Raw genomic sequence first — 20,227 nt, forward strand, 5'->3', positions numbered from 1 at the left:
TCAACCGGCTCAAGCAGTGGCGCGGCATCGCGACCAGGTACGACAAGACCGCCCAGTCCTACCAAGCAGCCGTCACCCTCGCGTCGCTCCTGATGTGGGCGTGACACTTTGACGACAACTCCTAGTACCCCTGTGTCCTTCCTCGCCGTTCGGTGACGACCTCGGCCACCTGGCCCCATCCGCGCTCATGGGCGTTCGACGTCAGCCCCTGTCACGCGCCTGTGACAGTCGGCGGACAGCTTCATGAAGTCCGGGAGCCGATGTGCTGGCGGCGGCCGAGGCAGCCGCGCCGATGGACTCCCTCGACGTGTGGCGCGTGATCGGAGGGACCGGTTCGGTGCGCGGTACGTGGCGTTCCTGTTCGTCGACGTCGTCGGACGGCGTCTACTGCGCGTCCATGACACGGCGGTCACCCCTCAAGGGGAGCTCGCCGAACAGGTCCCGCTCGCCGGGAGCAGCGTCTGCAACGAGGTCTTGCGCAGCCAGAGCTGGCGCTGGCACCGGATGGCGAACAGGGGCAGCGAGTACTGGCCCCCGTCACCAACCGCGGCGACACCATCGGCGTCCTGGAACTTTTCCTCACCCATGTCACGCCGGACGTGCTGGAGCAAGTCGAGGACGCCGCGCACGGATTGGCGTACATCATTGTCACCGTCCGCCGCTTCACCGACCTCTACCACTGGGGCAACCGCACCACCGCGGTCAGCCTCTCCGCGGAGATCCAGCGCCAGCACCTGCCCGCGGCCTCCTGCTGCGAGGCCCCCCAGTTCACCCTTGCCGGCGCACTGGTCCCGGCCTCCGACATCGCCGGCGACACTTACGACTACAGCCTCGACAACGACACCCTCCACCTGTCCATCACGGACGCCATGGGCCACGACGTAGGCGCTGCCCTCATGGCCACCCTCCTGGTCAACGCCTCCCGCGGCGCCCGCCGCGCCGGAACGGACCTCGCCGAACAGGCCCGCCAGACCCACCGGGCACCGGCCAGCTCTGCGCCCCAGTGACCGCCTCCTGCTCCACACCGACGGCATGCAGGAACGAGACGCGAAACGGTCGACCTGGCCGACCTCCTCCGCAAGACCGCAACCGAGCACCCGCGCGAGGTCGTGCGCACCCTGGTCGGCGCAGTCGTCGATGCCTACGACGGCCGCCCGCCCCGAGACGACGCCACCGTCCTATGCCTGGACTGGCACGGACCCCGATCCTGAAGCCGCCATTGAATGACGTGCGGGACGCAGAAACGTCAATGCCCTCGACTGCCCGGAGAGCTGTGCCGGGTCGACTCTTGCGCCGGACCCGCGGCAGATGGTGGTGCCGGCAGGCCAGCGCCAGGACGCTGTCCAAGGGACGGCCCAGCGACGTACCGCGCGGCCACCCGGGTGGCCTTCGCCCGGGGCACGGCCCTGTACCGCCGCGCCACACGCACACCACGCGAGGATGCACGGGCTGGTTCCCCCGCTGAAGGCTGGAGTCATTCCCGTGCTCGAACGCAAGCAGCTCAAGGGCCGTACCCAGGTCACTTTCGTCCTGCCCGAGGACACTCCGGGCGGGCCCGTGAGCGTCGTCGGGGACTTCAACGACTGGAACCCCACCGCGCATCCCCTTCAGTCCCGTGGCGACGGCACCCGCGCCGCAACCGTCGCGCTTCCTGCCCGCAGCACCCACTCGTTCCGCTACCTCGCGGCCGGCGACCACTGGTTCGACGACGAACACGCGGACAGCCACGACGGCACCAACGGCCGCCTCCACACCTGAAGACACCCGACTGCCGCGCCGGACCGGCCACCGGGCGGGGTTAGTGGTGGTCCTTCCGGCCGCCCGATCGTCGCCCGTACCGCCGGGCATCCGGGTCCCGGCACTCGAGGTCCCCTTACCGGGGCCTGACCAGTACCGAAGTGAGATACGTGTGAGCAGCCCGATCACCCTGTCGGAGAGCTCGCTTGTCGCCCTGCATCATCTGCGGGAGAGACGCGAGATCAACACCGTGGCTCTTCGGTACGCGGAGGTCCCGGGCGTCCTGGGGGCCGAGGTCGAGGCCAACCTGACCCACGACGAGCTGGTACAGGCCCTGCCCGCGGACGAGCCGCGGCTTGTTGTTCACAGGCTGTCCTTCGCCAGCCCTGAAGGCACCCGAAGAAGCGCGCTGCTGCTGATCTTCTGGATGCCACCGGACGCCCGTGAGCAGGAGGAGGCTTACACGTGCGGGTACAACGCCCTGAAGGAATATCTCGCGGACGTGCACATTCACCTCACCGCCCGGCGGCCCGCCCAACTCGCCTACCGAAGACTCGTCGCACTGGCCGGCTGAGTTCTCCCCTGGTGCCGAACACCGGACCCGGCAAGCGCCATGAAATCCGTCAACGGCATCACCGCGGCCCCGCAGCCCACGAGGGTGGCTGGTGCTCCACTGCGACGGCACCGGCTGACAACAGCCTGTTGCGCAAATGGCGCGGTCGCCAGAGGGGCGGGGCAGGCGCCGCTCGTATCAAGCTCTGGAGGGCCGCTGTCCCTGGGAGCCGTCGGCCGCGAGCAAAAGACTGCCCGGAGGCAGTGCGCTCGGCGCTGGCAGCGCTCCGTGGGCCGGCTCGGCGCGGAACGACTGGAGGAAGTACGCCACCAGGCGCCGTGACGCCGCACGGTCACCCGGTAGGGCGGTGACCTGACCGCAGTGGGACACCGGGCTACCGCAGAGTCGGAGGGGTGGAGTGGCCCGCAGCCCCGCCGCCTGAGCCCTGCGGACCAGGGTCACGAGTGCCGCTCGGCCTGTTCCCGTAGCCGCGCGCTCGCTACGGCCCCGCTGCCCTCGCCGGTAGGCGCTGCATCGCAGCCCTCGGACAGTGGGTGATGAGCAGCGGCGGCCGACGTTCGCCGACCGCCTCCCGGCACGGAACGGAGGAGGACGCCGGGAGGCGTGGCAGGTAGCGGGGTGCTGCGGTGACCGCCCCTCGCGGGCTCGCCTCGGTCTCCTTCCGCTCGCTGCGGAAACGCGGCACGCCTGGCAGCTGTCCACCGCCGGAGGTTTCAAACCCGGTGAGGGGTCCGGTCCAGGGATCCGCAAGCCCCCGGTCAGGTGGTCAGGAGGCCTTTGCGGAGTTTGGCCAGGGTGCGGGTGAGGAGTCGGGAGATCTGCATCTGCGAGAGACCCAGGCGGGCGCCGATCTGTGCCTGGGTCATTTCCTGGCCGAAGCGCATTTCCAGGATGAGCTTCTCGCGTCCTTCGAGTTGTTCCAGCAGGGGTGCGAGGGCGTGGAGGTCTTCGAAGAGTTCCATGGCCGAGTCCTCGGCGCCGAGGACCTCAGCCAGCGGCCGGGGGGCTGTTTCGGTGGTGTCGTCCTGGCCGTGGTCGAGCGACTGGCTGGAGTATCCGTTCGCCGCGACGAGGCCTTCGATCACCTGTTCCTCGGTGAGCTGCAGGTGTTCTGCGAGCTCGCGGACGGTCGGGTCGCGGTCCAGCACCGTGGCGAGTGCTTCCTTGCCGCGGGCCAGCTCGACGCGGAGTTCCTGCAGGCGCCGGGGTACGTGGACGGCCCAGGACGTGTCGCGGAAGTGGCGCTTGATCTCCCCGGTGATGTAGGGGAGGGCGAGGGTGGTGAACTCGTTGCCCTGGTCGGGGTCGAAGCGGTCGATGGCCTTGATCAGACCGATGGTTCCGACCTGGACCAGGTCGTCGAGGTCTGTGCCGTCGTTGCGGTTGCGGAAGCGGCGGACTGCGAACTGGACCAGGGACAGGTTCATCTCGATAAGGGTGTTCCGGACGAACTGGTAGTCCCGTGTGCCCTCCTCCAGGTGCTGGAGGCGTTCGAAGAAGATCTTCGACAGGGAGCGGGCGTCGGCGGGTGCCACTTCGCGGGCATTGGCGATCTGGGGGAGCGGGGCCAAGGCCTCGGCCACGTCCGAGTGGTAGCCCCGGGAGGGTGCGGTCGCTGACGGCGTGACCAGGACGTTCATTCTCAACTCCTCGAAGGGTTGGCCCGCGCCTTGTGGCGCGCGTTGCGGTCAGATCATCAGGCCTGACCGGCACACCAGTCAAGGAATACGTGAAACGTACTTCTTGTATTCGTCGTCAAGGCCCTCGTCCGGCATTCCTGGTGGGTGGTCGGATGTGGTCCAGGAGTTGGCAGCGCAGACCTTCGGGGCCGGCCGCGTGCGAGAGCGGGCCCCTGAGCTCGAAGAGGGGCGGGGTCCGCGGCAGATGGCCGTGCCGGCGCCGGAGGGTGCGGCCGGAAGGCTTCAGGAGTCTTCTTCGGTCCCGGCGGAGCACGGCCCCTGGCTCGAGCGCTGCGGCCTTCGGCGGTCATCCCTTCACTGCTATAAACAGCCCCGGCAGCTGCCGACTCGGCCCTCCGTCGCCTCGGCCTCGCCCTGGTCTTCAGGTGTCCGGCACCGGGGCGTTCCGATGATGAACCAGATCGCGCGTGCCCCTGTGTGCTCCCGACTGCAGACTTCAACCATCACCACTGCGCGAGGCGGCATGGTTTCTGCCGCTCTGTAGTCCGCGGTCGACCCACGACGCCGTCCTGGTGAGCCAACGCACATGCCCATCCCGGCGGTTAAGAAACACGTAAAGATCGCATGCATGTTCGGCGGGCGCTCGGGCAGGCGGTGCCGCGGAGGTTGATAACTATGGTTCCCCTGCTTCTTGTTCTCCTGCTCGTTCTGATCCTTTTCGGTGCCGGTTTCGCTGTGAAGATCCTCTGGTGGGTCGCGCTCGCGGTCCTGGTGCTGTGGCTGATCGGCTTCGTGGCCCGCCCGAAGAACAGCAGCGGCCGCTGGTACCGCTGGTAGCCCGGCATGCGGGGGGCGGCCGGCTCAAGGAGATCGGCCTCGTATGCCTGAACCCTCAGCGGGCGGGAGGCCCGTCCCAGCCCTGCGCACCAGAGCTGCCCCATCGGTGCGGGCCCCGGCCCCGGATGGCCTTCTCCGACTCCGCTGCCAAGCGGCTCGAGAAACATCACCGGCGAAGCGGAGGGCCGCGCCCTGGCCCGCGCCCTCGTCGCCATCTCCGTCGAGTCCGAAATCGACGACCTGCTCCCCGGCGGCACTATCGGAGCCACGCACCTCCGCAGCTACCCCCACCCCGCGGCCACCCGTCGAGCCCCACGTCAGGGACGCGATCACCGCGGAGCGGTGGCCCGCCCCGAATTCCGCGCGTCGGCGGCGTCCGCGATCGTGGCGAGGAGCCGTGCCGACGGGACCGACCGGATGAACGCCGAGCAAGCCGGGGCGCCCACCTGAGAGGGCACCCCGCATCTACCGGCCGTGACCGAAGACGGACAGGCTCTCGAACCGGGACGTGAGGCGCTGCTCAGCAGCAGCCGAACAGGATCTGGCCACCCGTCTGGGCGACCCGTGTCTCCTGCAGGATCTCGCCCCACCGCCGGTTGGCCCTCTCCCAGTGACCCCTCCGGGACAGCGGTGGCCTGCACGGACACAGGCGAATCCGCGTACTTGTACGGGGGGCCGAGGTGTCCAAGGCGCTGCGAACGCGGTACTGCCCCAGCTGCTTTCTCATGGGAATCATTCCTCTTTCGGCGCGGATCCGCCCGTACGAAAACGATTACCCAGCTGCGTGCCGCGAGTCTTGCCAGCTCGAAGGTCGCCGGGGATCGGACGGGTGCGCGCCTGGGCTCCTTGTGAAAGCGGGTGGGTTGGGTCATGCCGGTGTGAGGGCGGGGCGGAGTGTGAAAAGGCTCCGTGTGGCGGTGAGTTCGAGCACGTTCAGCCCTTGGTCGGGCATACCGGCGAGCTCGAGCGTCCATTCCTCGTCGATGGCGCGGGCGCGCAGGGCGAGTAGGAGTTGGAGGGCGCTGGTGCCCATGAATGAGACGTGGGAAAGTTCGAGGACCAGAGTCCGGCCAGGTAGTACGAGTCGATGCAGGACGCGGGTCAACGGGGAGCAGGTCTCGTAGTCAACGTCACCGTTGACGGACACGAAGACATGCTGCGGCTGCTCGGTCACGTCCACAGCGAAGTCTTTGAGGCCCATGGCGCATCCGCCGTTCACGTGGGAGCCCATCACGGTCGACCCGTTGAGCACGGGCAGGGCCGTCAAGCGCGCGACCGGTGCCGCGCACAGCCGGGCAGAGCCACCGGTACCCGCCCTTCCACCTAGCAGGGGTCACCAGGTAGCGGGGCCCACCAGACCAGGCTGGTTGATGTATCGCGCCTACCCAGGTCACGTTGCCGCAACCCGGTTGCGCGGGGGTCGTGTGCGCCGGCCGCCCCGGCCGTCCGGGCTGCGGGGACGGTTCTGCAGACGGCCCAGCCGGCGAGAGCCAAGCGCGTGGAGATCGAAGCCGTCGATTCGCCAGATGCCCGGAGCGGGACAAGCGCGCCGCGATATTGGGCGCCGGGGGACACACCCAGGCCGCCGCCCAAGTTGCGGAAGCTGCCGCGCAGGCCCTCGCGGGCGCGGCTGGCTCACTTCCGGACCGCTCCCGTAGGCGCGACGTACAGTCCGGCCGGGTGGATCCACCCGGGCTGCTCGCCCATGGTGGCCCCCCGTGGCAGCAGGCCCCCGGTCAGCAGGACGCCGCACCGGACCGGCCCACCATGAGGCGGAATCAGCCCCGCAACCGGCACTGGGGAGAGGGTGGCGTCCTCACGGGCTACTACAGGCCGGTGTCGTATGCCATCCGGGAAACGAAAGCTTCCGCGGGATCACCGCTGCGTCGCCCAGAGTCTCGTGGGGGATCCCAGAACGGGGTGGAGCGGCCGATGCCAACGTGCTCGGTGACTGCTGCCAGCCGACCCCGGGAGATGGACGCGTGATCATGTCGACAGAGCTCAACACCTACGAGCACGAGGACGCCGACGTGCGGGTACGGTCGCCCGCGACGCCCTGCCCGGCGCTGTGCGGTTCATGAAGCGGCTGCGGGACGCCGACGCGCCGGTCGACTACGTCAAGGACCACTTCGGCCGTAGGCGTTCCCACCCGAGCGGCGTCACCTTCGAGGACGTCCACTCGGCCTGACGGCGTCACGGGCGGTCGCGCGGCCCGACGACTCGTTCGACGAGGGTGAGCGCGGCTGCCGCGGCCTTGAACTGGGGCTGCTTGGAGACGGGATCCCAGACCGTGGCGATCACCTCGTTCGCCGCGCGCCCCGGTGTCCCTGGGGCGGGGGCGTTGCCGGCGGGGGTGTCCCAGTAGCCGTAGTGGAAGGGAACGCAAAGGACACCCGGGCGGACTGTGCCGGTACGCAGGCGCCCACGCAGCGCCCCACACCGAGTGCTGACCTCGACGAGGTCGCCTGCGGCCAGGCCCAGGCGCACGGCGTCGGCGTCGGCGATCTCCACCCACACGTCCGGGGCTGCCTCCGCGAGTTCGGGCACCCGGCCCGTCTTGGTGCGGGTGTGGAAGTGGTAGAGGGTGCGTCCGGTGGTCAGCTGGAAGGGGTGATCCTCATCGGGCCATTCCTTCGGCGGGATGTAGGGGGCGGGCCGGATGAGGGCCTTCCCGTCCGGGTTCATGGAACGGTACTGCTCCTCGCCCAGCGGCTCACCGGTCACCAGGTCCTTGCCGTACGTCTCGCACAGGTCCGGGTGCGCCCAGTACACGCCGTCGTCGTGGTCGTAGAGGCGGTCCGTGCCCTCGGGGGCGTCCTCGGTGCACGGCCACTGGATTCCGCTGGGGCCGCGGAGCACGTCGTAGCTCAGACCGGTGTAGTCGCACGGGCGTCCGGCGCTGCACAGCTTCCACGCTTCGAAGGCCTCCTCGGGGCCGTCCCAGTGGACCAGCGGGCCGCCGTCCTTGTCCTTGAAGCCCATGCGGGCCGCGTAGTCGAGGAAGATGTCCAGGTCCGGGCGGGCCTCGCCGGGTGGGTCCACGGCCTTCTCGGACAGGTGGACGGTCCGGTCGGCATTGGTGAAGGTGCCCGTCTTCTCGCCCCAGGTCGCCGCAGGCAGCACTACGTCGGCGAACTGCGCGGTCTCGGTCAGGAACAGGTCCTGAACGACCGTGAACAGCCGTTCCTGAGCGAGAACGGAGCGGATCCGGGCGAGGTCGGGCAGGGATACCGCCGGGTTGGTGGCGCTGATCCACATCATGCGTACCGTGCCCTCCTCCGCCAGACGGAAGATCTCCATGGCGTGGGTGGGCGGCCCGTCGTGCGGGATGGCAGACGGCTCCACGTTCCACACGTGCGCGAGGTCGGCCACGTGGTCCTCGTTCTGCCAGTTCCGGAAGCCCGGCAGATCCCCGTCGGCACCGCACTCGCGGGTGTTCTCGGCGGTGGGCTGGCCGTTCATCTGGAGGACCCCCGCCCCGGGACGGCCCAGCATGCCGCGGATCAGGTGCAGGTTGTTGACCTGGACGGCGGCGGCGGTTGCCTGGTTCGCCTGGTAGAAGCCCTGCAGGACTGTCGACAGCAACCGGTCGGCGGTGCCGAGCAGCTCGGCGGCCTCCTCGATCGCCGCCGCCGGAACGTCGCAGATGCCGGCCGCCCACCGGGGTGTGCACGCCCCGACCTGTGCGCGCAGCGTCTCGTAGCCGACCGTGTGCCGGGCGATGTAGTCGGCGTCCGTCCAGCCGCGCCGGATGATCTCGTGCAGCAGGGCGTTGAGAAGCGCCACGTTCGTGCCGAGTCGGGGTGCGAGGTGCACGGTCGCCCGGCGGGCCACGGGGGTGAGCCGCGGATCCACGCACAGCAGCCGGGGCGGGGCGTCTCCTTCGAGCCGGTCCAGGATCCGCATCCACTGCACTGCCTGCGTCTCGGCGATGTTGTGTCCGAACAGGGCGATCGCGTCGGCGTGGTCGATGTCCTCGTACGAGCCCGGCTGGCCGTCGCTGCCGAAGGACTCCTTGAGAGCCTCGGCCGCCGTCGCCGTGCACAGCCGGGTGTTGCCGTCCAGGTGCGAGGTGCCGATGCCGGCGCGGGCGAGGACGGCGAGGGTGTAGTACTCCTCGAGGAAGAGCTGGCCGGAGGTGTAGAACGCGAGCGCCTCCGGCCCACGGGAGGCGACGAGCTCCCGCGACCTGGCGACGATGCGGCCCATGGCCGTGGGCCAGTCGCTCTCCACCAGCTGCCCGCCCTCGCGGACCAGCGGCCGGGTCAGCCGGTCCGCGGAGCCGTTCGCCTGCCAGGCGTAGAGGTCCTTCGGCTCCAGCCTGCCCCGATTGACGCGGTCACCGGGCCGACCCCGGACGCCGACGATGCGGCCGTGCTGGACGGCGATGTCCATCGCGTCCCCGTCGGAGTGCAGGAGGGAAGCCGCCCGCACCCACGCCTCGACTTCCGCCTCGGTGATTGCCTCGGCCAGGCAGGAGTCTCTCCGCACGGGCCACTGACCGCCCCGGTCGTACGGGGTGCGCTGACCCCAGGGATCGGTGATCCGGTCGCCGGTCCCGTTCGCCTGATTCCGCCTCACGGCCGCTCCTTCCCACGTGGCGCGGTGGAGCCCTCTCGGACCTGCGCCTACCCCGAGCGCACCGCTCGACACGGGAACGGGCACGCGCTGGCGTGCACCGCAACCGGAGCGTCAGCCGTTCGGTGGCGCGTGTGAGGGGGCGACCGGGTGGGCCCTCCTGATCCGCGGCCACGCCTGGGCCCCCGGCCTGCGCCGACGACGCGGAGATACGCCTGGTCCCGACCCGACTGATGGGCTGCCCGGCTCTGCTGCTGCACGGTCCGCATGCGGTGGACTGCAGCTGAAGAACGCCCTGGGTCACTGACTCCGGCCCCCGAAGACGCCGCTCGGAGCCACTGCGCCCGCCGGAGGCTCGCCCGGGCCCCCGGGCGGGTGACCCTCTCCTTGCGCTGCGGCGTGTGCTGGCCCGCGGCGCACAGCACCGTGCCAGGGTGCTTGGGCCCTGCCCCGACACCTCAGGAGACCCGGTGCTCGAACGCAAGCAGCTCAAGGATCGTACGCAGGTCACCTTCGTTCTTCCCGCCGACAGCCCGGACGGGCCGGTCAGCGTCGTGGGGGACTTCAACCAGTGGGACCCCGACGCACACCCGCTGAAGGCCCGTGGCGACGGGACGCGCGCGGCCACGGTCGTCCTGCCCGCGCGCGGCGGTCACTCCTTCCGCTACCTGGCGGCCGGGGGCCACTGGTTCGACGACGACCAGGCCGACGGCCACGACGGCACCAACAGCCGTATCACCACCTGACGAAAGGGCACGGGCATGGATGCGATTGTGCTGCTGCGCGAGGACCACAAGACGGTCGAAAAGCTGTTCAAGCGGTTCGAGAAGACCTCCGACGACGACACGGCCGAGCGCCGCCGGATCGCCGACGAGGTGATCGAAGAGCTGACCGTCCATGCCTGGATCGAGGAGAAGATCTTCTACCCGGCCGCCCGCGAGTCCGCACCGGACACCAAGGACCACATCCTGGAGAGCATCGAGGAACACCACGCGGTGGTGTGGATGCTGTCGGAGATCAAGGACATGGATCCGGGCGACGAGCGGTTCAAGGCGAAGATGAGCGTGCTGATGGAGCAGGTCCGCCACCACGTCGAGGAAGAGGAACAGGACTGGTTCCCCGAGGTCCGCAAGGCGATGGGCCGCAACCGGCTCACGGAACTGGGCGGCGAGCTGCAGGCCGGCAAGCAGCAGGCACCGCGCCACCCTCTGGCCGTCCCCAGCGCACACTCGGGATGAGGCCGTCACCGCCGCGGCTGTGGGGGCGCCTCGGCGGCGTGCTCATCGTGGCCGCAACGGTACTCTCTGCGGCCGGGTGCGGGGCCCCGGCGGCACGGAAGGACGCCGCCGCCGCGGCGGGCGCCGCCTTCGAGGCCGCCGTCGCGGCGGGCGATCACGTACGGGCCTGTGCCCTGTTGGCGCCGCAGTCCCGCCAGCAGCTGGAGCAGGACGAACAGACGACCTGCCCCGCCGCGTTCGCCTCGCAGCATTTGCCGAAGGCGGCCGGCATCGACGGCGTGGAGGCGTACGGGCGGCAGGCGATGGTCCGGATGAAGGGCGACACCCTGTTCCTGTCCCAGTTCACCGGCGGCTGGAACGTAGTGGCCGCCGGCTGCACCCACCGCCCCGACCGGCCCTACGACTGTTTGATCAAGGGGGCCTGAGGCGTGCGAATCCTGTTCGTCACCACCCTGGTGGTCATTCTCGGCGGACTGGGGTATTTCATCACCATCGGGGTGCTCCAGCGATGACCGGCAGCCGCGAGCAGCGCAGGGGGTTCTGGCGGGAGAACAGCCTCACCCTCGCCTTCGGCATCGCCTTTCTGGTCGTCCTGGTCTGCCAGGCGATCGCTGGGCACGCCGAGTTCAACGAACAGATGACCGTCGAAGGACTCCAGCCGCTCACCTTCGGTGAATACCTGATGTCCTCGGACTTCGCCGTGGATGTCAGCGAGAACTGGCAGTCGGAGTTCCTGCAGTTCTTCCTCTACATCTTCGGCACCGTCTACCTCGTCCAGCGTGGCTCTCCCGAATCCAAGAAGGTCCACGAAGCCGGCATCGAGAACGAGCAGCAGCAGCGCATGGGCGACCACGCGCGCTCCGACTCGCCGCGGTGGGCGGGGACGAAGGACTGGCGCCAGAGCCTCTACGCCCGCTCGCTGGGTACCGTCATGGGCACCCTGTTCGTCCTGTCCTGGCTGGCCCAGTCCGTTGCTGGCACCGCCGCCTACAACGACCAGCAGCTCCGCCAGCTCGAGGACCCCGTGAGCTGGGCCGGCTATGTGACCACGCCCGATTTCTGGAACCGGACCCTGCAGAACTGGCAGTCCGAACTCCTCGCCGTCGCCGCCATGGTCGTCCTGTCTGTCTACCTCCGCCAGCGCGGCTCCCCCGAGTCCAAGCCGGTCGGTGCCGCCCACACCACCACCGGCATCGAAGGCTGACCCGGCCCGGCCCGGCCGGTGCGGGCCACAGCGCGTCGACTGCCGTACGCCGGATCCGGCTCCATCCAGGCCCGGAGCGACCTGTTGCCGGGGCGGGCGCCGGGGGCGTGGAGCGTCCGGCGGAGGGAAGGCGCGCGGAGACAGGCCGTCGGCACCTGCCGCTTGGCCGACCGAGCTCGGTCGGATGCATCGCCAGGCTCGGCGCGCTGACGCGCGCACGTCACGTGACAGCGGAGCCGGCCGTCTCCTGTCGGCCCGGCCGGCGGTCCGTCAGGGGCCTGCGCATCGCGCGCATCGCGCTTCGGTCCTGGTCCCAGGCTTCGCGGATGTGGTCGGCGAGGCGATCCTCCAAGAGGATCGTCGCGGCGCAGCCGAAGGCGATGTCGCCTTCGAGTTCGGGCTCGTCGGCGAGGAGGCCGCCGATGACGTCGCGGCGTACGACCTGTTCGTGGACGGCGTCGGCTTCGACGTGCTCGGCGTAGAAGTGCTCGGCGGCAGCTCCCGCCCCGCAGCGGCGCATGGCGTTGGCAAGGCGCCTTGAGCCGGGTGAGGAGGTGACCTCGACGCAGGCGAAGTGTCCGACGAGTGCGCCGCGCAGGGCGCGGTGGAGCCCGAAGAGCGACATCAGATTGACGGTCGCAAGCAGGGGCGCCGGGGCGTGGTCCAGGTAGCGGCCGTAGGCGGTGTCCAGGCCGAGGTCGGCCATCAGGTCGGCGAAGAGCCGCGCGTGGATGCGCTCGGCTCGGCCGGCGCCGAACTCGTCGTACTCGATGGCGACCATCGCGGCCTTGGCCCGGCCGGTGAGGCGGGGGACGACCCAGAGGTGCGGGTCGGCCTCTTTGAGGTGGTAGAGGGAGCGCAGGGCCGCGTATTCGCGCAGCTGCCATGGCTTTCCGGCGGTTTCGAGGTGGCGGCTGAGGCTGCCGGAGAGGTCCACGGGCTCCACGAGCAGCGGCGCGAAGGCGTCCGCAGCCGTGTGGGGCGCGTCGGTCAGCTCGCCGCGCAAGGCGTGCAGGAAGCGACTTTCCAGGGCCCGGCGCAGCCGCAGCAGCTCCGGGTCCCATTCCCGTTCGTCGGCCACGCCGTCGAAGCCGCGGTAGTGCAGCTCGTACAGCAGGTACAGGGCGAGCTGGAGGTCCTCGCCCCACGGGTCGGCCTTCAGCACGGACGCTGTTCGGTAGCGGGGCGTTCCGCCGGAGCGCAGCGCCTCGACCAGCGCGCAGGACAGGTCGCCGCGCCCCTCGACCAGGCGGGGACCGGCAGCGGTGGCCGTCGGGTGGGGGCCGGGAGGGGGCATCACGGGTTCCTGTTCTCGGACGGCGGGACGTTTCGTTCGCGGGGACGGTGGCTGGTGTCGCACCAGGGGTACGTGCGGCTGCGGCGGCAGGTGCACACGGCGACCATGAAGCGATCCGACCGGGCTACGGTGCCGTCATCGAGCGCTATCTCCACCGGCCCCTCGACGAGTGCCGGGCCTCCCGGTTCCAGGGCCACGCGGCGGGCCGGGGCCGTGCTGGCCCCGCTCGGCGGGCCGACTGTCGGGGTGCCGTTGTCAGAGGTACTGGGCACGGATGACCACCAGCTCTTCCCACTCCTCGGCGGCGCGGGCCAGTCCCCGCCCCTCCAGCCAGGCCCGCCGTGAGCGCAGGACCGGGCCCCAGGGCACGGCGACCCGTGCCGTGACGCCGGCGCTCAGGCCGGCCGCTGTCAAGCGCTGCACGGTCGTCTCCGGCCCGCACATGCCCGAGTGCACCATGAGTAGGACGCCGCCGGAGTGCAGCAGGACCGGAGCCGCGGCGCAGACCCTGTCGATCACCGTGCGTCCCTCGGGCCCGGCGTCCCAGGCCCGCTGCGGTCCGCGCGAGGGCAGGCGCGTTGACGGAGCAGGGACGTAGGGCGGATTCGTCACTACCAGGTCGAAGCGCCGCCCCTCGGTACGTGCGGCGAAGTCGCCGTGGAGCACACGCAGGGGCAGACGGTGGCGCAGTGCGTTGATGCGGGCGGTGACCACTGCGGGCCAGGAGACGTCGACCGCCGTGACTGCGGCTCCACTGCGGGCCGCGTGCAGCGCCAGTGCGCCGGTGCCGGTACCGATCTCCAGGACGTTCGAACGGGGCCCCAGATCCTCGTGGGCGAGAGCCGCCGCGAGCAGATGGGTATCTCCCTGCGGCCGGTAGACGCTGGGCAGGGCAATCAGGTCCGCACGCAGCATGCCCCAGGTCAGAGCCGTACTCGACATCGCGTACCTCCTGAATCGAACGCGGCGCACGAGTGGGGCGCCGGTCACGCTGCGCCTGCCCCGATGAGGGCCTGCCATGCGACCTCCGACGATCTTCCTGAAGGCTGCGGAACCAGTACTTCCATTTCCCGGTGTGCAAAGCGAGACTGCTCGCCACCACGGGTCGCGGCACGCCTGAGCCCCGCTGCCCGCCAGCGCTCGAACGCTCGCAGGCGCCGATACCGGCGGCTGTCCATCGCCCGGCCGCCGGCTGCTCTTGCGGACACGGCAGGACGGAGGCGAAAGATCGCGAACGGATGCGCCGGGACCTGCAGCCTTGACGCACTGATCGTGAGCAAAACCGGTCCTGGGTGTGGGGAGGCCCGAGATCAAAGAGGCGTGGGGGAGGAGCCCCGGCGTTGGTCAAGGCAGCGGATGACCGGGGTGGCAGCCACACCGTGCAGGAACACCGACAGCAAGACCGTGAACGCGGTGGCGGCCCATAGTTCGTCGGCGTGAGCGTCGAAGCGGTCGCTGTGGCCGAAGGCGTAGGCGAGGTAGAACAGCGAGCCGATCCCGCGGATCCCGAACACGGCCGTCACCACACGTTCGCGCGGGCCGCTTCCCGTCCTGAGGAGCGAGGCCCATGCAACGAGGGGGCGCACGACCAGGATGAGGAGCAACCCGATGGCGGCACCTCGCCAGGTCAGATGGGAGAACCCGCCCGTGACGAGGTAGGCGCCGAGGACGAAGAGCAGGAAGACGGTCAACAGTCGTTCGATCTGTTCGGTGAACTCGTGCAGGACCTTGTGATAGCCGTGGCTGCGTTCTGCGGCACGGATGGTGCAGGCGGTGACGAAGACGGCCAGGAAGCCGTAGCCGTGCAGTAGTTCGGTGGCGCCGTAGGCCACGAACGTCGCGCCCAGCGCCACGAACCCTTCCATGTGCTCGGACAGTCGCAGAGCCGAGGGCCTCGCCCGGAAGAACATCAGACCCAGGAGTCGGCCCGCGACCACACCGGCGGCGATGCCGATGCCGGCCCGGGCCAGGAGGTCCACGAGGAACCACTGCCCGATCCAGCCTGTGGCGGAGCCCCCTACCGGGACTGCGGCGAAGGCGACCGCGGCGAGTACGAACGGGAAGGCCAGTCCGTCGTTGAGCCCTGCCTCGGCGGTGAGCGAGAACCGGACGTCGTCCTCGTCGTCCTCCGCGTCGGTGGGCTCGCCCACCCTCACCTCGGCCGCCAGCACCGGATCGGTGGGGGACAGGACTGTGGCCAGGAGTAATGCCGGGGCGAGCGGCCAGCCCAGGACGGACACCGCCAGGGCCACGGTCGCTGCGATGGTGAGGGGCAGTGCGATGCCCAGCAATCGCCAAGGCCCCATCCACCGTCGCCATCCCACCGCCCGGTTGAGAGCGAGACCGGCACCCATAAGGGAGACGATCACGCACAGCTCCGTGGCGTGCTCCACCCACAGCCGCTCCCGCCCGGGATCCACCACCGGCACGGTCACCGGAAGGGCGGCTGCGAGCATCCCCGCCGTGAGGAACACCATCGGCATGGACAGTGGCCGGCGAAAGACCAGACGGGGAAGCACCGCAGCACCGAGCGCGCCGATTCCCATGGCCAGATACACGGCATCGGAAAGCATCACCCGGCTCATCCTGTCCCAAAAACACCAGCGGATGCGGCCCGCAGATAGCGTCGACGGTGTCGTGCTCCGTGAACGGAGCAGACAATCCTCGTCCCAGGACAGGAAAAACCAGCCTCCGCAAGCAAAGACCGGGTGCTGAGACTTTCAATGTCGCGGTCCCGTGCCCGGTTGGTAAGACGCTCCTCGTTCGTGATGAGACTGCGCTCTTCGAATTCGGCCGTCACAGCGATCAGGGCGTCGTCCAACCGCCTGCTTTCACCCTCCGCTTGAACGGTGCAGTCAGTCGCCGCAGCGAATCGCACCCGGCGAAGGCTGCTTCCGGATCGCTGTCGCACCGCTCATAGCCTTGCGGGAACAGCCTTCCGGAAGGCGACGCGGGCGGAGCCCTCCTTGGCGCGTCATGGATGTGCGGATCGCGGGCAGGGGCGCCTGCAGGGGAAGAGCTCCCCGGGTACGGCCGGGCCAGCGTCCGGCCACGAGAGGAAGGATGCTTCATGTCCCAGATGGAAGAGTCGATCGAGGTCGATGTCCCCGTACGTACCGCGTACAACCAGTGGACGCAGTTCGAGTCGTTCCCCCACTTCATGGAGGGTGTGGAACGCATCGACCAGCGCACCGACACCATGACGCACTGGGTGACGAAGATCGGCGGGGTGACCAAGGAGTTCGAGGCGGAGATCACCGAGCAGATCCCCGACGAACGCGTCGCCTGGACCACTCTGGGCGGCGAGGTGAAGCAGGCCGGCGTCGTCACCTTCCACCACCTCGCCGACAACAAGACCAAGGTGATGCTGCAGCTAGACTACGACCCCGAAGGATTCGCGGAGAACGTCGGCGACAAGCTCGGCCTCGTCAAGCGGCGGATCACCGGCGACCTGAAGCGCTTCAAGCAGTACATTGAGGAGCGCGGCAGCGAGACCGGATCCTGGCGCGGCGAGGTCTGACCCCCGCGCAGCGTCCTCGTCCGGGTGAATCCTGGCCCCGGCTCTCGCGTCTCCTTCCCGGCCTGGAAGCGGTGCGAGGATGGTTCATTCCCCGAGGCCGGGACCGTCGTCGGCAGTCCGTAGGCGTGATGCCGCACCCCGGGCCGCCGACGGCCGCCCGCGGCGCTGTCAGGCCGCGTCGGGTGGGCGGGTCACCAAGAGCCAGCCCTCGTCCTGCTCGCTGACCTTGTAGCCGGCAGACCGCAGCAGGACCGTCAGCGCGATGTGGATGGCCGCCTGGATACCGGCGACCTCAGCACGCGAGGCGAGGTCGGCGGCGTCGCCGTGCAGCTGGAAAATGGGCCGCAGTAGCTCGCGCCGCTGCCAACGCAGCCACAACCCCCTCGGCTCGGGACGCAAAAACAGTCCCTCCGAGCCGTTCTCTGCCAGGCCGAACCCTTCATCCGCCAGCAGTCGGCGTACATCGCGTATCAGCTCAAGATCGCGTTCCACGGGACTCATGGTAAAAGCGCCGCTCGCCAGGGGCGCCGCAGGGATGTGACAGGGCCCGCCCGAGGATGTGCCACGGCGGGCCCTCTACGTGACGGCACGGGCGACGCAGGTCGTCGTCCCTCTCCTTCGCCCGCTCACGCGAAGGCTTCCTGGCGGCCGCGCTCCCGGGACGGGCGGCCCTGCATGTCCTTCGGCTCGTCCTGACCCGGACACCGGCGCGGGAGGTGCTCCTGCTCCTCGCGGCCCGTGCCCGGCTGCTGACGCTTGTCCCGCATACCGCAATCGTGGACTCCGTGGTGGGGGGGGGTGTTCCACCGCCACGCTGCCACCAGCTGTCACATAGCGCATCATTTGATAACTGAGCGCGATCGACCTGCAAGTGATCGTTCGATCCCCGAACCAGCCAGCCCGAGGAGCTCCGCCGTGCTAGAACGCGACGGCCGCGACGGCCGTACCGAAGTCACCTTCGTCCTGCCCGCCGGCACCCCGCCCGGCCCCGTCGGCGACTTCAACGAGTGGAAGCCCGGTACCCGCGAACTGACACCCCGACCCGATGGGACACGCGCGGTCATGATCGCCCCGGCCGCCGCGGCCAGCCACTCCTTCCGCTATCTCGCGGCCGGCGACTACTGGTTCAACGGCGACATCGCCGAGGGTCGGCCCGACGGGAACAGCCACCTCACCACCTGACGCCGCCATCCACCTTGACGGCTCCGCACCCCGGCCTGCAGATTTGGGGCCGCCGCTCCTGAGCATCGACGCGGGGAGTTCCAGCAGGCGCGGCGGCGCAAGGAGGTGTGAGACGTGTCCGCATTGGGCAGGCGTCCTGATCCGGGCGCGGAGCGGCGCCGGCCAACCTTATGGCCCCTTCGCGCGCAGTCCTTCGACAGCGGGAGGGCGATCGTCATGGCATCCCTTAACCGACGCCAGCGCTACCGCAGCGGCCGCGCCGCCGACCGGCAGGCGCGTGCGGCAGGCGCCCGCTGGCGGCACGACGGCAGTGAACCCCAGTGGGCTCGCAGCGACCTCAGGCTCCGCCGCCTGCTTTCCCTGCTGTTCGCGCCGATCTTCGCGCTGATCGGCGTCCTCATGCTGATTCTCAGGTCCGACGCAACTGCCGCCGCGGGCCCGCCGCCAGGCGTTTACGCGGTCCTTGCGATCGGCTGCTTCATGCTCGCGCTCGTGGCTCTCGTGGACCTGTACGTCATCGGGCGCCGCAGGCGCGAGGAACGGCGCTGGCACCGCACCTCATGACCTGGCACCGCTCCAACTGTGACTGAGCGCAGAGTTGGCGGCATTCGCCAACTGGGAAGCTCACCTCGATGCCGCGCCGGTCGAGTCGGCGGTGCGGCGCAGGAGGCTGACTCGTCGAGTGCGAGGCCCTCGCGGGCGAGGATGAAAACGAAGGGTGAGGAACGCGGACCGTCACCCTCCTCGCGCGCACCGCCGCCGACTGGGGGCGGCTGTGCCGTCTGGTGTCCGCCGCACCTGCCCGCGCCGGCGGGGAAGCGCCCGCGGTGTCCTGGGAGGCCCTGCACCGGTATGCCCACGAGCCGGTGGTGTTGCTGGGACCGGTGTCGGAGCCGGTCCGCGTCCTCTCGTCGGGCCGGCCCGACGATGCCGAGCGGCTGCTTGCGCCGTGGCGGGACCTTGCGGGCGGGAACCTGCGGCCTGGAGACGGTGTGCGGCGTACCCGGCACGGGGCCGGGTTCGGTGCGGCCAGCCGGTCGCACCCCCTGGGCCTGGCCGGCGTTCCCGCCGTGCTGACGATGCGGTCCGCTACGTCGATCGGGCAGCGCCGGATCGCCGATGTCCTGGACGCGGCGCGGCTGCTGCGGCCGATCGACCGGCGTCGGCTGGGCTGCGGGCAGCGGTGTGACCGGCCCCGGTTTCCGGCGGGTAGCGCCGCCCCGTCCGGCGAACAGTGGGATGCGGGCCCAGCGTCAGGGCTCGATGGGCTTGATGCAGACTGCTCCGAGTTCCAAAGTCTCGCCCCAACGGGGCGACCCTCGGTGTTCGGCCGACGGAACCCGGCCAGCGAATTCGGACCTGGAACTTGAGCCGACGCGGCGCTCACCCATCGACCGTGGGGGAGGATGGACGAGCTTCCCGACCCTGCCGCCCGGCCCTGTCCCGAGCCAAGGAGCAGCCCATGCACCGACCCGCCTCCACGACCGCTCCCGACAGCGAGGTTCTGCGTGCGGTCATCGAAGCCGCGATCGTGAACTACCTCGACGGTGCCGCGGAAACGGATACCGCTGGCCTCGCCGTCCACGTCGCGGCCGCCGTCGAACGGCTGCTGGCTGCCGGCTCGCCGGCCGAACCGGCCCCGGAGGGCGACGAGATCTGATGTCCCTCTGGCAGCAACGCCGGCACGGCCCGAACGAGGGCCCGCCGCCCGGCCGCGGTGCCCGGCTGCACCGCGGCTGAGACGCTCGGGTGATCCGAAAGTGCGTCAGTGGCTGAGGTGCCAGCCGCCGGGCTCGGGCGTGTGGGGGGCGAGCTGGCGGTAGCGCTGCCACATGCCGTGCATCTGCCCCGCGGGACGTTGTTGCTCACCGTGGAGGGCGTTGAGGACGAGGAGACCGCCGGTCAGGGCCGGTACCACCCACTGCATGGCCGCGAGCTGCTGCTCGGTCTTCTTCGTCTCCACGGGATCCGGCTCGGCCTTCTCCGCGTCGGCCGGGCTTTCGGAGGAGGCGTATTCGATCTTCTTGCCCAGCATGCGTGTGTAGGCGGTCGCGGCCGGTGCGGCCCCGGTCAACGCGGTCTTGGCGATGGTTGAGGCGGCGACGCCCTGCTGGGTAACGACCCGGGCCGCGTTCGCGGCGAGCAGCCCGCTGCTCCCCACCACATGGGCGGCAATCGCGGCCGCGCCGAGCGGCGCCCACTTTGACCAGCCCGAACTGGCGATCCGCGCGCCCACCTGCCAGTCGCCGCCACTCTGCTCCTTGGCCGCGCCGTTGAGACCGACCGCCCCCATTAGGGTCTGTCGTCAAAGTGATCTTGCGTTGTGGATCATGGTCGGGTGATACGTCGCCATGAACTGTCGGACGCTGAGTGGGAACTCGTGCAGCCGTTGCTGCCTCGGCCCGTGCTGGGGCGGCCGC

Annotated in this window: 20 protein-coding genes and 4 pseudogenes; 13 read left to right on the top strand and 11 right to left on the bottom strand. The window is 70.0% G+C overall.

Features of this window, described 5'->3' with window-relative positions:
* The 4 genes and pseudogenes from E6U81_RS38305 to E6U81_RS38320 all read left to right on the top strand — a co-directional run.
* A pseudogene (locus tag E6U81_RS38305) lies at positions 1-104 on the top strand (IS5/IS1182 family transposase); the annotation flags it as partial.
* 188 nt (positions 105-292) lie between these two features.
* Positions 293-1,211: pseudogene (locus tag E6U81_RS38310) on the top strand (SpoIIE family protein phosphatase).
* A gap of 271 nt (positions 1,212-1,482) precedes the next feature.
* Positions 1,483-1,758 (top strand): isoamylase early set domain-containing protein, encoded by a 276-nt coding sequence (locus tag E6U81_RS38315; RefSeq protein ID WP_136234609.1) that lies wholly within the window; start codon positions 1,483-1,485, stop codon positions 1,756-1,758.
* 151 nt (positions 1,759-1,909) lie between these two features.
* On the top strand, positions 1,910-2,311 hold the full coding sequence (locus tag E6U81_RS38320) for a cofilin family protein (protein WP_136234610.1): 402 nt from the start codon (positions 1,910-1,912) through the stop codon (positions 2,309-2,311).
* A 758-nt stretch (positions 2,312-3,069) separates the two neighbouring features.
* Here E6U81_RS38320 and E6U81_RS38330 read toward each other — a convergent pair.
* The gene (locus E6U81_RS38330) at positions 3,070-3,951 is read right to left on the bottom strand and encodes a SigB/SigF/SigG family RNA polymerase sigma factor (RefSeq protein ID WP_136234611.1); all 882 of its coding nucleotides are present in this window, start codon (positions 3,949-3,951) and stop codon (positions 3,070-3,072) included.
* Positions 3,952-4,626: 675 nt separating this feature from the next.
* Between E6U81_RS38330 and E6U81_RS38335 the strand changes: the two genes are divergently transcribed.
* Entirely contained in the window at positions 4,627-4,788 is a 162-nt protein-coding gene (locus E6U81_RS38335) for a hydrophobic protein (RefSeq protein WP_136234612.1), read from the top strand.
* Positions 4,789-5,317: 529 nt separating this feature from the next.
* Here the strand turns inward: E6U81_RS38335 and E6U81_RS41585 are convergent.
* From E6U81_RS41585 to E6U81_RS38350, 3 genes and pseudogenes are all read right to left on the bottom strand, one after another.
* A pseudogene (locus E6U81_RS41585) lies at positions 5,318-5,437 on the bottom strand (DUF6328 family protein); the annotation flags it as partial.
* A gap of 219 nt (positions 5,438-5,656) precedes the next feature.
* Positions 5,657-5,989: an STAS domain-containing protein gene (locus tag E6U81_RS38345; protein ID WP_168714866.1), complete on the bottom strand. Its 333-nt coding sequence runs from the start codon at positions 5,987-5,989 to the stop codon at positions 5,657-5,659.
* 992 nt (positions 5,990-6,981) lie between these two features.
* On the bottom strand, positions 6,982-9,369 hold the full coding sequence (locus E6U81_RS38350) for a nitrate reductase (protein ID WP_136234615.1): 2,388 nt from the start codon (positions 9,367-9,369) through the stop codon (positions 6,982-6,984).
* A gap of 467 nt (positions 9,370-9,836) precedes the next feature.
* On the opposite strand from E6U81_RS38350, the gene E6U81_RS38355 reads away from it, so the two are divergent.
* From E6U81_RS38355 to E6U81_RS38370, 4 genes are all read left to right on the top strand, one after another.
* Positions 9,837-10,112, top strand: coding sequence for an isoamylase early set domain-containing protein (locus E6U81_RS38355; RefSeq protein ID WP_136234616.1), 276 nt, complete (start codon positions 9,837-9,839; stop codon positions 10,110-10,112).
* Positions 10,113-10,127: 15 nt separating this feature from the next.
* Positions 10,128-10,604, top strand: coding sequence for a hemerythrin domain-containing protein (locus E6U81_RS38360; protein ID WP_136234617.1), 477 nt, complete (start codon positions 10,128-10,130; stop codon positions 10,602-10,604).
* Positions 10,601-11,029, top strand: coding sequence for a hypothetical protein (locus E6U81_RS38365; protein ID WP_136234618.1), 429 nt, complete (start codon positions 10,601-10,603; stop codon positions 11,027-11,029). Before E6U81_RS38360 ends, E6U81_RS38365 begins: the two co-directional genes overlap by 4 nt.
* An 83-nt stretch (positions 11,030-11,112) precedes the next feature.
* On the top strand, positions 11,113-11,808 hold the full coding sequence (locus E6U81_RS38370) for a DUF6766 family protein (protein WP_136234619.1): 696 nt from the start codon (positions 11,113-11,115) through the stop codon (positions 11,806-11,808).
* Positions 11,809-12,028: 220 nt separating this feature from the next.
* Here E6U81_RS38370 and E6U81_RS38375 read toward each other — a convergent pair whose 3' ends face one another.
* From E6U81_RS38375 to E6U81_RS38390, 4 genes are all read right to left on the bottom strand, one after another.
* Entirely contained in the window at positions 12,029-13,105 is a 1,077-nt protein-coding gene (locus E6U81_RS38375; RefSeq protein WP_136234620.1) for an iron-containing redox enzyme family protein, read from the bottom strand.
* Positions 13,105-13,302 (bottom strand): CDGSH iron-sulfur domain-containing protein, encoded by a 198-nt coding sequence (locus tag E6U81_RS38380; RefSeq protein ID WP_240804266.1) that lies wholly within the window; start codon positions 13,300-13,302, stop codon positions 13,105-13,107. Before E6U81_RS38380 ends, E6U81_RS38375 begins: the two co-directional genes overlap by 1 nt.
* Positions 13,303-13,360: 58 nt before the next feature.
* Positions 13,361-14,047, bottom strand: a complete 687-nt coding sequence (locus E6U81_RS38385) for a HemK2/MTQ2 family protein methyltransferase (RefSeq protein ID WP_240804265.1) — start codon at positions 14,045-14,047, stop codon at positions 13,361-13,363.
* A 368-nt stretch (positions 14,048-14,415) separates the two neighbouring features.
* Entirely contained in the window at positions 14,416-15,690 is a 1,275-nt protein-coding gene (locus tag E6U81_RS38390) for a cation:proton antiporter (protein WP_136234621.1), read from the bottom strand.
* Between the two features lie 485 nt (positions 15,691-16,175).
* On the opposite strand from E6U81_RS38390, the gene E6U81_RS38395 reads away from it, so the two are divergent.
* A complete protein-coding gene (locus tag E6U81_RS38395; RefSeq protein WP_136234622.1) occupies positions 16,176-16,625 on the top strand; it encodes an SRPBCC family protein in 450 nt (149 codons plus the stop codon).
* Positions 16,626-16,793: 168 nt separating this feature from the next.
* Here E6U81_RS38395 and E6U81_RS38400 read toward each other — a convergent pair whose 3' ends face one another.
* Together E6U81_RS38400 and E6U81_RS40340 are read right to left on the bottom strand one after the other, a co-directional pair.
* Positions 16,794-17,117 (bottom strand): hypothetical protein, encoded by a 324-nt coding sequence (locus tag E6U81_RS38400; RefSeq protein ID WP_136234623.1) that lies wholly within the window; start codon positions 17,115-17,117, stop codon positions 16,794-16,796.
* Positions 17,118-17,251: 134 nt separating this feature from the next.
* Positions 17,252-17,392: a hypothetical protein gene (locus tag E6U81_RS40340; protein WP_168714868.1), complete on the bottom strand. Its 141-nt coding sequence runs from the start codon at positions 17,390-17,392 to the stop codon at positions 17,252-17,254.
* Between the two features lie 148 nt (positions 17,393-17,540).
* On the opposite strand from E6U81_RS40340, the gene E6U81_RS38405 reads away from it, so the two are divergent.
* From E6U81_RS38405 to E6U81_RS38420, 3 genes are all read left to right on the top strand, one after another.
* Positions 17,541-17,807 carry a hypothetical protein gene (locus E6U81_RS38405; RefSeq protein WP_136234624.1) on the top strand — a complete coding sequence of 89 codons (267 nt, stop codon included), beginning with the start codon at positions 17,541-17,543 and terminating at the stop codon, positions 17,805-17,807.
* Between the two features lie 216 nt (positions 17,808-18,023).
* The gene (locus tag E6U81_RS38410; RefSeq protein WP_136234625.1) at positions 18,024-18,371 is read left to right on the top strand and encodes a hypothetical protein; all 348 of its coding nucleotides are present in this window, start codon (positions 18,024-18,026) and stop codon (positions 18,369-18,371) included.
* 898 nt (positions 18,372-19,269) lie between these two features.
* A complete protein-coding gene (locus tag E6U81_RS38420) occupies positions 19,270-19,467 on the top strand; it encodes a hypothetical protein (RefSeq protein ID WP_136234626.1) in 198 nt (65 codons plus the stop codon).
* A gap of 105 nt (positions 19,468-19,572) precedes the next feature.
* Here the strand turns inward: E6U81_RS38420 and E6U81_RS38425 are convergent.
* Positions 19,573-20,106: pseudogene (locus E6U81_RS38425) on the bottom strand (hypothetical protein); the annotation flags it as partial.
* Positions 20,107-20,227 lie beyond the last annotated feature (121 nt).

It is taken from the genome of Streptomyces sp. A0592 (assembly GCF_004795115.1).
GTDB classification, from domain to species: domain Bacteria; phylum Actinomycetota; class Actinomycetes; order Streptomycetales; family Streptomycetaceae; genus Streptomyces; species Streptomyces erythrochromogenes.

What these genes read in the sequence shown, in the direction of transcription:
- E6U81_RS38330 (WP_136234611.1), bottom strand. Translation starts at nt 3,951, where the DNA reads ATGAACGTCCTGGTCACGCCGTCAGCGACCGCACCCTCCCGGGGCTAC.
- E6U81_RS38335 (WP_136234612.1), top strand. Translation starts at nt 4,627, where the DNA reads ATGGTTCCCCTGCTTCTTGTTCTCCTGCTCGTTCTGATCCTTTTCGGT.
- E6U81_RS38345 (WP_168714866.1), bottom strand. Translation starts at nt 5,989, where the DNA reads ATGGGCCTCAAAGACTTCGCTGTGGACGTGACCGAGCAGCCGCAGCAT.
- E6U81_RS38360 (WP_136234617.1), top strand. Translation starts at nt 10,128, where the DNA reads ATGGATGCGATTGTGCTGCTGCGCGAGGACCACAAGACGGTCGAAAAG.
- E6U81_RS38365 (WP_136234618.1), top strand. Translation starts at nt 10,601, where the DNA reads ATGAGGCCGTCACCGCCGCGGCTGTGGGGGCGCCTCGGCGGCGTGCTC.
- E6U81_RS38370 (WP_136234619.1), top strand. Translation starts at nt 11,113, where the DNA reads ATGACCGGCAGCCGCGAGCAGCGCAGGGGGTTCTGGCGGGAGAACAGC.
- E6U81_RS38375 (WP_136234620.1), bottom strand. Translation starts at nt 13,105, where the DNA reads ATGCCCCCTCCCGGCCCCCACCCGACGGCCACCGCTGCCGGTCCCCGC.
- E6U81_RS38385 (WP_240804265.1), bottom strand. Translation starts at nt 14,047, where the DNA reads ATGTCGAGTACGGCTCTGACCTGGGGCATGCTGCGTGCGGACCTGATT.
- E6U81_RS38390 (WP_136234621.1), bottom strand. Translation starts at nt 15,690, where the DNA reads ATGAGCCGGGTGATGCTTTCCGATGCCGTGTATCTGGCCATGGGAATC.
- E6U81_RS38395 (WP_136234622.1), top strand. Translation starts at nt 16,176, where the DNA reads ATGTCCCAGATGGAAGAGTCGATCGAGGTCGATGTCCCCGTACGTACC.
- E6U81_RS40340 (WP_168714868.1), bottom strand. Translation starts at nt 17,392, where the DNA reads ATGCGGGACAAGCGTCAGCAGCCGGGCACGGGCCGCGAGGAGCAGGAG.
- E6U81_RS38410 (WP_136234625.1), top strand. Translation starts at nt 18,024, where the DNA reads ATGGCATCCCTTAACCGACGCCAGCGCTACCGCAGCGGCCGCGCCGCC.
- E6U81_RS38420 (WP_136234626.1), top strand. Translation starts at nt 19,270, where the DNA reads ATGCACCGACCCGCCTCCACGACCGCTCCCGACAGCGAGGTTCTGCGT.